The organism is Paenibacillus sp. R-74696 (genome assembly GCF_055814915.1).
Genome location: NZ_JBPULM010000037.1, coordinates 17,446 through 30,468 on the forward strand (window position 1 = coordinate 17,446; position 13,023 = coordinate 30,468).

Consider the following 13,023-nt stretch of genomic DNA (forward strand, 5'->3'; position numbering starts at 1 on the left):
AAAAAAAGCATCCCCACTGATCACGAATGATGAGTGGGGATGCTCTTAATCTTTTTAGCGGATGTACGATTACAAAGGGCTTAACGCAAAATTCGGCCAATAATGCCGCCGATCCCGCCTTCATTATTGTTGTTATTGCCTGCATTTCCGCCCATATTGCCAGCGTTTCCAGCATTGCCGCCATTGCCGCCGTTGCCACCAAAGGTGTTCTGGAAGGCGCTGCCTTGCTCTTGCGGCTGGTAGCGGTTGTCATCAATGCCGAATTTCACGCCGCTTTGACGCTCGAAAGGCTGAATAATAACGACTTGCCCAGGCTCATTGAACTCATACATATACGATTCACCGGAGGTTTGTCCGATAAAAGTTTTCCAGTTCACGTCAAGCTTCACTTTAGGTGAAGGGCCTGTCCATGCAACGATTGCATCGGGATCGACGCGGCATGGAGCTTGCAGAACGAGCGGGTTGCCGTTCGTTTTCACTGCGACTTGAGCGCCTTGGCCGTTATAGGAGAGCTTGGAGGTGAAAAGTCCGCGCTGGGAAATGACACCGGAGCCGATGACCGTAACGCCGTAGTGGCAAGTTTCAGTAAATGCCAGCAGGTCTTCACTTTCAACGCTGACGTGCTGCCAAGGGCCGCCTTGCTCCAGATTAATGACAGTCACATGTGTATTCTGATCAGCAAGATATACGGAGCCTTGTCCTTCGACTTCCATAATTTCAAGGTTTTCGCCTGTAATACGGCGCATGCCGTGGTTCAATACTTGTCCAACAATGTTGCCGGAGTTTGTGCCAAGCAAGCGCTTGGAATATTTAAATTTGCCGTTGTAAGCCTGATCAGCGACCATAGAGCCCTTTTTAGCGAAAAACTTGCCTTGGCCTTCTGCTTTCAGAAACAGCTCGCGTTCCACTTGAAATTGAAATGGCATATGAGTTGACCTCCAGTTAGATGTGTAGTGAATTACATAGCGCCGTAATGCGCGCAAATGCCAGCCAGATCAAGCGTAAGGCCTGTGCCTACTGCATTGAATTTCCATTCATTGTTGTGGCGGTATACTTCTCCCGCTAGCAAGGAAATGGAAGTGGAGTAGTCCTCGGACAGATCAAAGCGGCAAATTTCAGCTCCGTTCGCCTGGTTGACGATCCGAATGTAGGCGTTGCCGATTTGGCCGAAGTTTTGATTTTTGCGAACAGCGTCATCAATCGTCACGGTAAATACAATTTTCTGAATGTCAGGAGACACGCGGGAAAGCTGGATTTCTGCGGACTCATCGTCGCCGTTTCCTTGCCCGGTCCGGTTGTCGCCGTTATAGCGAACCGAGCCATCCGGGCTGTTTAAATTGTTATAAAAGATAATATGACCGTTGGATGGAAGCTTGTCCATTTGGTTTAAAAGGAAGATTTCAACATCAAGGTCGTAGCTCTGACCTTGCAAGCGATTTGTATCCCAACCGAGTCCAACCTTTAAGTGATCGAGTCCGGGGTTATTTTTCGTTAAATCGAGCTTTTGTCCTTTGGACAATACGAGTCCGCCGCCGAAGCCGCCAGCTTGAGGAGCAGGAGCTGCGCCAAACGAGCCTGCATTTCCAGCGTTCTGGAATCCACCCTGCTGAGCGCCGCCTTGAATGCCACCTTGTTGAATGCCGCCCTGCTGGATGCCGCCTTGCTGAATACCGCCCTGTTGAATGCCACCCTGCTGTATACCACCTTGGATACCGCCCTGAATGCCGCCTTGTCCACCAAAATTGTTTCCACCGTTTGAATTCGATCCAATACCCATTTGTATTGCCTCCTCAAATATAAAATAAGAGAACCATCTGCCTCGACAGTTGATCACCTTGAAGCGCTTAACAGGCCAGAATGGTGAAATTTGTCGATTTTGTGTAAGGATATGAAACTATTTGTAGTATAGCAGATTGTCATTGTAGTTGTTAATGGTTTTACAGTCCCTCTGCAGCAGGGATGTCTGATTAGATACGGCGAAGCGATAGCTTGGTTGCATTTTTTGAAATATAGGAAAGGATATGATTTTCCCATCCTTTCTCCATATTTCTCGGAATGAAACGCGCTGCGCCGCCAGAGGACGGCGGCAGCCGTTTACGCTTAGAGCAAAGAAACATAACAAAATAGATGACAAAAGAGAACTATAAAAACAAATTGAATCTCCTATTTTTTTCAAGTAGTTCCTCTATAATGATGTGAAGCGCTTTCAAATCTATTTATCATATAGGAGGATCGCATGAATAAAAAACGCAAATGGATCGCGGCCGCTATGGCCCCAGCTATCGTTGTTTCAATGTTTTCTTCTGCTGCTTTCGCTCAATCAGGGGCGGAAACTAAGGCGTTTGCTTCCGATATTCAGGGGCATTGGGCGAAAGCTGCGATAGAGAAATGGCGTGCACACGGAATTGTAAGCGGTTACTCAGACGGAGCTTTCCATCCCGATGGCAGCATGACGCGAGCGGAATTTGTCGCGGTTATTAATCGAGTATTTGGTTTATCGTCACTGTCTGCTTCCGCCTTCAGCGATGTGCCGGAGACGGCATGGTATGCGGGCGAGCTTAGCAAAGCGAGGGCTGCGGGATATTATGACGGGTTTCCGGGTAACGAGGCAAGAGCGGAGCAGCCTATAACGAGGCAGGATGCGGTGACGCTGCTGGCGCGTGTTTTCGAGCTGAAAGCGGCGGAGAATGCAGCTTACGCGGGCTCCTTCAAGGATAGCAGCCAAATTTCCAGCTATGCGAAAAATGCGATCAACGCGCTGCAAGGTGCTGTCAGCGGCTACGAAAATGGCGCTTTCCAGCCCGCGGGTAAAATTTCTCGTGCCGAGGTCATAACCTTGGTGGACAAGCTGGTGGCCGAGCTGTATGCCAAAGCCGGGGATTATACAGCGGCGCAAGCGATTTCGGGCCATGCGATCATTAATCATGCTGGCATTACACTCAAAGATGCCCAAATTGCCGGCAACCTTTATTTGACCGCTGGTATTGGAGACGGTGAGGCAGCGGTCGAGCATGCCATTGTGAATGGGACGACGTTTATCGCGGGCGGCGGCGAGCATACGGTTAGCTTTCACGATTCTACGCTGGCAGGCTTGGAAATTAACCGCAAGGATGGCAAGGTGCATGTTGAGGCAGACGGTGAAACCAAGATCGACAGCATCGTGACTAATAGCAAGGCCATACTGGAGCTGGGCGACGACGCGGAGGCAGACAGCATCGTGCTGAATCAGCCTACGGAGCTGATCACCGCCCCGGGCACAACGATTGGGCAGTTGACGGTGCAAGCCGATTCTGTCACTTTTAATGGAAAACCGGTAGCTAAAGGCAGCTATGCATTGAAAAATGGTACGCTGACGCCAGTTGGCACAATCACAACGCCGGGAACGGCCACATCCTCAGGCAGCAACAATGGCGGTGGAAACAGCGGAAATACGGAGCAGACGGTCAATTTTGTCGATCAGCATGCAACGGCTGAGACCAAATCATTGTTTGCCTATTTGAATGGCGTGCGCGGCCATGAAATTTTGTTCGGCCATCAGCATGCAACGGATGAAGGCGTGACACTGACCTCTACGGATGGCTCGCAATCCGAGGTGAAAAATTCGGTCGGTGATTATCCTGCCGTGTTCGGCTGGGATACGCTTAGCCTGGAAGGCAAAGAGAAGCCGGGCGTGCCGAACAATATCGAGCAGAGCCGAATGAATCTCACTGCTGCGGTCAAGAACGCCCACGAGCTCGGCGGTATTGTGGCGCTCAGCACCCATTTTCCAAACTTTGTGACCGGCGGCAGCTTTAATGATACGTCAGGCAATGTAGTTGCTCATATTTTGCCGGGCGGCGACAAGCATGCGGAATTTAATGCCTTTTTGGATACGATAGCGAACTTCGCGAACAATGTGAAGGATGATGATGGCAAGCTCATCCCAATCCTGTTCCGTCCTTTCCATGAGCAAAACGGCGGCTGGTTCTGGTGGGGCGCGAAAACGACAACCACAAGCGAATACAAGGAGATTTTCCGCTATACGGTTGAATATCTGCGCGATAAGAAGGACGTTCGCAACTTCCTGTATGTTTTCTCGCCAAATGGCTCGTTCGGCGGCGCAGAAAGCACGTATTTGACGACGTACCCGGGCGACGATTATGTCGATATATTGGGAATGGACCAATACGATAACAAGGAAAATGCGGGTTCGCAAGGCTTTTTTAACGGGCTGGTAAATGATCTTGGCATGATTTCAAGGATGGCCGACAGCAAGGGGAAAATCGCGACGTTCTCCGAATTCGGCTACAGCCCGGAGGGGATGAAGACAACCGGGAACAATAATACGACCTGGTTCACCGATTTGCTGAATGCGATTAAGTCCGATGAGGACGCTTCGCGCATTGCCTATATGCAGACATGGGCGAATTTCGGCCTCGGCAACAATTTGTATGTTCCTTATAAAAATGCGCCAAACGGGCTCGGCGATCATGAGCTTTTGCCCGATTTTATAAACTTCTATAATGATTCCTTTACAACATTCCGCAATGAGGTGCAGGGCGTATACGGCCATACGGTTGTGACAGCGCCGGAGCAGCCGTTCCTGCATATTGCGACGCCAACGGATAACAGTATTGTGGGCAGCTCCGTCACGATTCGCGCGCGGGCGCTGGAAATCTCACCGACGAAGGTCGTCTATACGGTACAGGGGTCGGATACGGAATATCCAATGGCGCTCAATAGCGACGGATTTTTTTATACGGCGGATTGGTCTCCAGCAGCAGGCTTAAATGGCAAGACGGCGGCGCTGAACGTCAAAGTCTATGTTGGCAATCAGGTCGTGTTGACGCAAACGGCGACGGTATCGGTGCAGGCAAGCGAGATTTTAATGAAAACCTACAGCTTTGACCAAGATACAGAAGGCGTAGTCAAAAATGGCGATCCGGGCACGTACCCGGAAACGATGGCGCTGACCATTCAGCATGATGCTTTTGACGGCAACGGCGTATTGAAGCTGGATGCTCAGCAGGCGGCGGCAGCCGATACGTGGCAGGAATTCAAGCTTGCGCTTCCGGCGCTTGACGGCGGAAATGCACTGGCGGATGTGAAGCGCATCAAGCTGGATGCATGGATTCCGCTAAGCGCGGGAGATGCGAATGCGACAATTAGCAGCATTGCGATGCTTGCCCCGGATTGGGATACGAAATATGGGATGACGACGACCAAAATCAAGCTGTCCGAACTCCCGCAAGTAACGGTGGGCGGCAGGGTGTATGCGAAATATTCGCCGGTCATCGATTTGAATGAGGTAGAGAAATCCGCAGCGGCGACGGGGCTTGCTCTTTCTTTTGTCGGCAGCGGATTAGCAGGTGATTTTCCGATCTACATCGATAATCTAAGCCTTTACAGCACATTCGCAGAAGCGGAGAAAGATCCGGCTGTAGTGGACAACTTCGAGACGTACCAAGGCAGCGATGCCGCTCTGGCAGCGAAGTTCATTCATGCGGGCGGTGATGCTACAGCGGTAGTGCTGGACGGCGTGCATAAAAGCTCGGGCAACTATGCGATGAAGCTGGACTACACGCTGGGAACTTCCGGCTATGCAGGCATTACGAAGGTGCTGGGCGGAGTAGACTGGTCCACGTTCAACAACCTGAAATTTTGGATGGTGCCGGATGGCAGCAATCAGAAGCTCGTTATTCAGCTGCGTGTGGATGGCGTCTCCTATGAAGCGTATCCATCGCTCGCGGGCACAGCGGGACAATGGGTCAGCCTGCACTTTAATGAGTTTACCGTTGCTCCGTGGGATACAGGAAATGCGGGCAAAAAAATTAACAAGGTCAGCTTGAAAAATGTACAGGAGTTTTCCGTGTACGTGAATGCCATCAACGGAGCAACGCTCAACAGCACGCTTTATTTTGACGACATTGAAGCGATCAACGATGGAACGGGCGGTGTGCCGAATGGAGGCTCCGGCCCGGGAAGCTCCCCGGCAGAATCGGGAACGCTGTATGGATTTGAAGCGGACACAGCAGGCTGGGCCGTAAGCTCGAATGAGGCACAGGCCACAGATGCAGCGATTACAGCGGATGAAAAGACGGAGGGCGACCATTCGCTGACGTCTACCTTCTCGCTGGCAAGTCCAGCAGGCTTTGAGCTGACGAAGGTTGCGGCAGCCGATTTATCGGCAGCTGCGGCGCTCAGCGTCAAAGTGAAGCTGTCGCAGGGTACCGCCGATGCCCGTCTATATATTAAAACAGGCAGCACATGGGATTGGCATGACAGCGGAACGGGCGTGGTCGTCGATTCCAGCGGATTTAAAACGCTGACGCTCCCGCTCTCCGGCCTGACGGGACTGGAGAGCGTGCAAGCGATCGGGGTGAAAATCGAGCCGACAGCCGGACAGATCGGTACAGCAGCTGTCTATGTAGATGATGTTAATGTGGAAGGTAGCGGGGAGCCAGGAACGAGTGGGCTCACGTATGATTTTGAAAGTGGAGCAGAAGGCTGGGCAATTAACGCTGATGCTAGCAATGCTTATAATACGGCAAACGCCCGTGATATGACCGTGTCCACAGATGCGGCGTCATCAGGAAGCAGCTCGCTGAAGGTGGCTTTTGACCTGAACGGCGGCGAGTTCCAGCTCAGACGGCTTGGTGCGCTGAACTTGGGCACAGCGGGCACGCTGTCTGCCAAGTTCAAAGTAGTGGCGGATGGGAATGCAACGCTCGGAGGAGCGGTTTCCGCGAAGCTGTTTCTGCAAACGGGCGGCGGCTGGAGCTGGTTTGCACCGAATGAGACGGTTTCTTACAGCGGTGATGGATTCGTAACGGTAAGCTATGATTTGTCAGGCGTGGTGGACAAAAATAATGTCCAGGCGCTGGGCATTCAGGTGTTTACACCAAGCGGCTCGACAGGCGCAGCTAAGGTTTATTTGGATGAGGTTAAGGCGCAGTAATTGCGAATGTAACGGCAAACAAGGGAGGCCCTATGCGGGCCTCCCATGTTTATTGTAAAGTCCAATCTCCCAACAAGGAGACATGCCAATTTTTAATAAAAGGTATAACAGTAGTTGTTGCATTCGTAAGGTAAATGGCAAGAACGATTAATGGAATGTGTACAAGCTGCATTTTGTAGAAATGCTTAGCATTTTTAAAATTTAAAAATAGATTTAGTCCTACAACTAATTGAGCTAAAACCAGACTCACAACGATATTAAGTAAAAACATATCATATACAATTTCGCGTGAGGCAAAGAAGGGAAAGGTCGCTGATAAATGAAAAGCAAATTTATCAATTAAAATATAAAACATAATCCAATACACAAAAAGATAGACCAAAGACAGGAGCGATAAGGCAATTACACGCAGCATATGATGCCATTCAACCTTCCTATTGAAAATAAAATCCGGATAATAGATGATTTTCTTAGTAGAATATATCATTGCGGTTTAAAGTTGTATAGCCAGAGTGCGAATCGGGCTTTTTCACGTACAGTATTCGCGGCCTACAGTCATTAATCTTCGGACTTGCGAAACGAATCCAGATAGTTGTGAATGTCTGCTTGAGGCGTCTCAAGCAAGGTCGCCAGCATCGTTTGAATGGAGCGCAGCGATTCGACCTTTTGATCAATCTCAACTATTTTGCCCCGCACATATTCCTTTAAGGTTTCTGCATCCATATCACGGCCTAGCAGATGCAGCACCTCCTGAATTTCCTTGAGGGAGTAGCCGAGCGACTTGGTGTCCTTGATGAATTTGATTTTGACCAAATAATCGTCCGAGTACAGACGGTAGCCACCTTGGCTGCGGCGGGGAGCCGGAAGGATGCCGCTTTCCTCGTAGTAGCGAATCGTCGCCATGCTGAGCCCGGTTCTTTTGGCAAGCTCGCCGCGTGTCATGCCTTCCATGCGTGTTTCCCTCCTTGATCCTGTCCATAGGTTTATTGGGCAGCTGCTTTTTTCGTATAGTTAGGGTCAAAAATAACCTCGGGATAGTCCGGCGATGGCCCAGCCAGCAGCGGCTGTGATTCATTTTTCAAATATTGATTGAAAAAGGCGGTGACATAAGAGCGGGTAATATCTACCGTATGGACGGGGTCGACGCCCTTGGCGAACAGCTTAGGCGACAGCAGCGCGATGTCGGTAAAGCTCTGATGGATAAAAGGCTCCACGGTCATATAATAGGTGTCATTGGTGCTTTTCGTCATGACCGAATCCAAATCGGAAGGGAACTCCTCGAAATAGACATAGGATTTCTCCTTGATCGCCGGGTCAAGGCTTTTGGCTGTGTCGCCTGTCATCAAATACATAAATGGCTGCTTCAAGCCGTTACGGGCTACATCGCCCCAAAATCCGCCCTCCAAGCTGACCCCCGCCTTGAAACGGCTATCCTGTGCCAGTGTTTCCGCTGTTGTCGCCCCGCCATAGGAGTGGCCGAAAATGCCGACGCGGCTCAGATCCAGCTTGCCTTCAAGCTTGTGATCGGGGTCTTCCTGATTCCATGCCGTAAGCGTATCGAGCACAAAGCTCGCATCGGCTGCACGAATGGCGACTTCTTTAATATTATTGTCGTAAAGCTCCGCTGTAGTTGGAAATTCGGGTTCAGCATCGTATAAAATCGAACGGCCATCTGGGAAATCAACCTTCGCTGATGTAAAAGGATGATCCATGCCTACGACGATGTAGCCATTGCTGACCAGCTCCTCAATGGCCGTCATGCTCTGAAAGCGGGTCGAGCGAATACCGGGTGAGAATAGGACAACCGGATAGCTCGCTTCAGCAGCGGATAGCTCGGCCCCTTCAACAACATGCGTCGGAATGTTCGTCACATGGCTGAAAAGTTGCTTCGGTATGCCGAATACGAGGCTGATCGCTTCCCCAATTTCCGAAGGGTAATGCTCAGTTGAAGCACCTTCGGTATTATTTTTATCTACCGGATACCATACATTGATCATCAGCTCGCGCTTGTCGCTTTGATCTTCATTATGCGTTTCGTCGCGGGATTCATCCGTTAGATGGCGTGCGATGGTGCCAATGCCATAGCTGCCGCTAGGCTCAGGCATTGTGAAAACCGGCAGCAGCATGCTCGCAAATCCGGAGAATCCGCTAAGTGCGATGACGATAAGGGAGAGCAGGCTCTTTTTGATAAGAGACCTGGAACGGATATGATCATCGTAAGGCTTCAACAGTCGGCGGACTAGGACAATAATCAAAACGAAAGCAACAGCGTAGGCGGCAACCATTTGAATGCGGAAATGATTGATTAAACCATGCAGCAGCACTGCCAGTACAACCGCGCCCAGCATCCCGGCATCGAGCCGCTTCGTTTTTCTTGCGAATAATAGGCCTCCCGCCGCCGCTAAAATAACCAGAATGAAAATGACCTCTACTATTTTCATTATACAATACCTCCATTTATTTCTGTATTCTCCGTCCAGCAGGCCGGAAATCTTGTATAAACAGAGTATAAAGGTTGAAGTATACTGCAAGGTCAAGGTATTATTTTGGAGTGTTTTTTAGAGAAAAAAGAGCGGACCTAGCAAGCACTGTGCTACTATATTGGCAAATCGTGCACGATGCTGACAGAAAAGGGGACTAGCTGTGTTTTACTCATTAAAAAGCCGACTGATTGCCGTCTTTATTTTATTATTCGTCCTTTCTTTTGGCGCTATGTCTTATCTATTATTTAATGAATCACGCTCTATTATCCGCTCTTATATCGAATCCTCGGCACTGGAGAAGATGGAGGAATACGGCGCCTACGTCGACATGGTCCAGATGCAAATCTATGATCTTGCTTCACTCGTGTTCAATAGCGATACGACGAAAAACTGGGAAGGGGCTGTTTCGGACCCGAAGCTTGCGGCGGGCGAGAAGATGCTGGCCAATATAAAGCTGAGCGGCTTTCTCACGCAGGCGATGAACAGCTACACCAGCGTGTCGCGGGTGACCTTTTACCGCTCGGACGGCACATGGATCAGCAGCGACAATCAGGTCGTATCCGACCCGAGCCTGCTTGAGCAGCAGTGGTACAGCGATTTTAAAGCATCGGGAACCCACTGGGTGGCCAGCCATCTGGACCCGGTGGAGGCGCGCTACAATAACACGCATCCGGTTGTCAGCATGCTAATGCCAATCGGAACCTTCGAGCCAAGCCGTGCCCGAACCGTAATGAAAATTAATGTGAGCAGCGACTACTTCCAGCAGCCGCTCAATCGGATTCATCTTGGTGAAAGCGGTACCATTTATTTAATGGATCAGGGCGGGCAGCTGCTGCTTTCCCCGCCTGAAGCTGGCGCACAGACCGATATGCAGGCTGCTATGGAGAAAATTCGCGGAGATAAACGCAAGCAGGGCGTTATTTATATGGATTCGGATAAGGGGAAAACAGATATTGTCGTATATAAAAAGCTGCAAAGAACAGGATGGATTCTTGTTGGCTTCGTGTCTGAACAGGACTTGTATGCGAAGCTGTTCCAATTGCGCAGCAGCATTATTTTATTCGCATCCCTATTGCTCGTATTATCGGTTTTTCTCGCCATCTGGCTGTCCCAGAGCATTTCGAGGCCGCTATCCCGCCTCATATCCGCCATGCGTCATGTTCAGCGGGGCGACTTCAATCAGGCGGAGCTGCGCCTGCCGCCGGAAATCAGTATCCGCAACGAGGTGGGCTTTGCGACGGTGACCTTCCGCAATATGGTCCGGCAGCTCCGGCAGCATATCAAAAGCGAGTTTGAGCTGAAGCTGCTGCGCCAGCAAGCGGAATACAAGGCGCTGCTAATGCAGATCAATCCGCATTTTCTGTTCAATACGCTGGAGCTGCTGAGCAGCCTCGCCATGCAGAAGCGGACCGATGATACGGTGCAGGTCATCGAGTCGCTTGGCAAAATGATGCGTTTCTCGCTGCGAATGAGTGATGATGTGGTGCCGCTGCGCGAGGAGCTGAAATATGTGAAGGATTACGTGGAGATTTTGCAAATCCGCTTCGGCGGGCGGCTGAGCTTGACCTTGAGGGAGGAAGGCGAGCTTGCGCATCTGACCATTATTAAATTTATTTTGCAGCCGCTAATTGAAAATGCCGTGAAATACAGCTTCCAGCTTCAGCCGGAGGCCCGAGTAGAAATCGTGGTCAGCAGGGAAGACGGCCGCATTGTTATCAGCATAGCGGACAATGGTCCAGGCATCGCAGACGAAATGAAGGGCCAGCTTGCGGAACGCTCGGCCGCCGCGCGTATGGACATGCTGCTAAGCAGCCGGGACAGTCAGATTGGCCTGAGCAACGTCATAGCCAGATGCAGGCTGTATTACGGGGAGCTGTTTGATATTGAGATCAATGCAAGCAGATGGGGTGGTGCGCTAATCGTACTGGCACTGCCGATACAGGAGGAGGGTAAGCATGTATAAGGTGCTGATCGTGGATGATGAACCAGAAATCCGGCTAGGACTGCGGCTCAAGGTGGATTGGGAGGAGCTGGGCCTATGTATTGCGGGTGAGGCGGCGAATGGCATGGAGGCGCTGGAGCAGTTGGGGCGCGATGCATTCGATGTTGTCCTGACAGATATGAACATGCCAGTGATGGACGGGCTGTCTTTTTTGGACGAATGCCGTAAGCTTTATCCCGAAATTACACTGATTATCCTTACAGGCTATGAGGATTTTAGTTATGCGCATGCGGCTGTCCGCCATCAGGCACGCCATTATTTGCTCAAGCCGGTTGCACGGGATGAGCTGACAGAGGCGCTGCTGAAGGTTAGACGGGAGCTGGACAGGGAGCAGGAGAGCCATCGGCAGTCCGAGGATATGAAATGGCGCCTGACCCAGTCTTATCAGGAAATGCAGGAGCATTTTCTGCGTTATCTTATCCGGGGCGAGGCGGGACGAGAGGAAGCGCTATTAGAGCGGGCAAGGCTGTTTCAGTTAGAGGAATGGGGGGAGCGGACGGTTAGATTTATTACAGCAGGGCTAGAGCAGCGCGGTCAGCAGCTGAATCAGGCGGATCAGGCTGGGCGGATGAGCCGTATGCCTGAGCAATTCAGCCTACCGTTTGAATTGATATGCCGTGAGCTGGCAGAGGGTTACTCTGATTCGGTTCTTGCCGTTCGGGATGAGCATTATCACGGCTTGATGCATATCGCCCTGCTGGAAGGAGAGGAGAAGCTAGCGAATTTTGTACAGAAGCTGCGGGATATGGTGTATGCGCATCTCGGATTTGCGCCCTCCATCGGCAAAGGAAATGCCGTGAAAGGCTTTAAGCAGTGGAAGGAGGGCTGCATGTCCTCGCTCATCGCCTGGAATTTGGCGGAGGCGCAAATTAACCAAGGTGAACGGATAGCGGAGGAGTCCTTTCTGCTTCCGAAGGAGACGGTTGATTTAATTCAGCGGCTGCTGGAGCGGGGAGAAATGGAGCAGCTTGTTAAAATGATGGAGCGCGAGCTGAAGGAGGCGCTTGGCGTATCGCGAATCCGGTTCGTTAAAGCGATTTTTCAGTTTAATCTCGTCTTGGAGGCACAGGCGCATGAAGCGCAGGTGCCGATAATGGGAGGCGAGCAGCTGTGGCTGCGCCCGGAAATGGCGCTTAACTTAAGCACGGCGGAGAAAGCCTGCCAATATTTGATGCAGCTTGCCTCGGCTATCCATGACAAGCTGCAAGGGGCGGAGGAGGGCGCCGTAGACTCGGTTTTGGAGGCATCCAGGCAATATATCGCGGAAAACTACATGTATGATTTGAATTTGACGATGCTCGCAGAACGATTTAATTATAATTCGTCCTACTTCTCGGAGCTGTTTAAGGCGAAATCAGGAAAAACCTTTATTCACTATTTAACTGATGTCCGAATGGCGCATGCGACCCGCCTGCTTGAGGAAACCGGGCTAAGCCTATGGGATATATCCGAGCTGTCGGGCTTTTCCAACGCAAGCTATTTCAGCTCCAAATTTAAAAGACTGTACGGCATGACGCCGTCCGAATTTCGCCAGCGTCTATCTGAAAAAAGTGATAACGAACTCCCGAAGAAATGATATGTTGCCAAATGCTATTCCTGCG

Annotated in this window: 8 protein-coding genes; 3 read left to right on the forward strand and 5 right to left on the reverse strand. The window is 50.8% G+C overall.

The genetic code is table 11. From position 1 onward, the window contains the following. Positions 1-80: 80 nt before the first annotated feature. Both ACSR9A_RS17660 and ACSR9A_RS17665 read right to left on the reverse strand, forming a co-directional pair. Positions 81-926: an AIM24 family protein gene (locus ACSR9A_RS17660; protein WP_473758619.1), complete on the reverse strand. Its 846-nt coding sequence runs from the start codon at positions 924-926 to the stop codon at positions 81-83. Positions 927-958: 32 nt separating this feature from the next. Beyond that, positions 959-1,519 carry a TerD family protein gene (locus ACSR9A_RS17665; protein WP_341282817.1) on the reverse strand — a complete coding sequence of 187 codons (561 nt, stop codon included), beginning with the start codon at positions 1,517-1,519 and terminating at the stop codon, positions 959-961. 717 nt (positions 1,520-2,236) lie between these two features. Here ACSR9A_RS17665 and ACSR9A_RS17670 point away from each other — a divergent pair. Further along, on the forward strand, positions 2,237-6,937 hold the full coding sequence (locus ACSR9A_RS17670) for a glycosyl hydrolase (RefSeq protein WP_473758620.1): 4,701 nt from the start codon (positions 2,237-2,239) through the stop codon (positions 6,935-6,937). Positions 6,938-6,986: 49 nt separating this feature from the next. Here the strand turns inward: ACSR9A_RS17670 and ACSR9A_RS17675 are convergent, their stop codons facing one another. From ACSR9A_RS17675 to ACSR9A_RS17685, 3 genes are all read right to left on the reverse strand, one after another. Next, positions 6,987-7,352, reverse strand: a complete 366-nt coding sequence (locus ACSR9A_RS17675; protein WP_473758621.1) for a hypothetical protein — start codon at positions 7,350-7,352, stop codon at positions 6,987-6,989. A 143-nt stretch (positions 7,353-7,495) separates the two neighbouring features. After that, entirely contained in the window at positions 7,496-7,888 is a 393-nt protein-coding gene (locus ACSR9A_RS17680) for a MerR family transcriptional regulator (RefSeq protein ID WP_473758622.1), read from the reverse strand. Positions 7,889-7,920: 32 nt separating this feature from the next. Continuing rightward, positions 7,921-9,378, reverse strand: a complete 1,458-nt coding sequence (locus ACSR9A_RS17685) for an alpha/beta hydrolase (RefSeq protein ID WP_473758623.1) — start codon at positions 9,376-9,378, stop codon at positions 7,921-7,923. A gap of 202 nt (positions 9,379-9,580) precedes the next feature. Between ACSR9A_RS17685 and ACSR9A_RS17690 the strand changes: the two genes are divergently transcribed. Further along, a complete protein-coding gene (locus ACSR9A_RS17690) occupies positions 9,581-11,383 on the forward strand; it encodes a cache domain-containing sensor histidine kinase (protein WP_473758624.1) in 1,803 nt (600 codons plus the stop codon). Continuing rightward, positions 11,376-12,998, forward strand: coding sequence for a response regulator transcription factor (locus tag ACSR9A_RS17695; RefSeq protein ID WP_473758625.1), 1,623 nt, complete (start codon positions 11,376-11,378; stop codon positions 12,996-12,998). The genes ACSR9A_RS17690 and ACSR9A_RS17695 overlap by 8 nt, the downstream gene beginning before the upstream one ends. The last annotated feature ends 25 nt before the right edge of the window (positions 12,999-13,023 follow it).

What these genes read in the sequence shown, in the direction of transcription:
- ACSR9A_RS17675 (WP_473758621.1), bottom strand. Translation starts at nt 7,352, where the DNA reads ATGCTGCGTGTAATTGCCTTATCGCTCCTGTCTTTGGTCTATCTTTTT.
- ACSR9A_RS17680 (WP_473758622.1), bottom strand. Translation starts at nt 7,888, where the DNA reads ATGGAAGGCATGACACGCGGCGAGCTTGCCAAAAGAACCGGGCTCAGC.
- ACSR9A_RS17670 (WP_473758620.1), top strand. Translation starts at nt 2,237, where the DNA reads ATGAATAAAAAACGCAAATGGATCGCGGCCGCTATGGCCCCAGCTATC.
- ACSR9A_RS17695 (WP_473758625.1), top strand. Translation starts at nt 11,376, where the DNA reads ATGTATAAGGTGCTGATCGTGGATGATGAACCAGAAATCCGGCTAGGA.
- ACSR9A_RS17660 (WP_473758619.1), bottom strand. Translation starts at nt 926, where the DNA reads ATGCCATTTCAATTTCAAGTGGAACGCGAGCTGTTTCTGAAAGCAGAA.
- ACSR9A_RS17685 (WP_473758623.1), bottom strand. Translation starts at nt 9,378, where the DNA reads ATGAAAATAGTAGAGGTCATTTTCATTCTGGTTATTTTAGCGGCGGCG.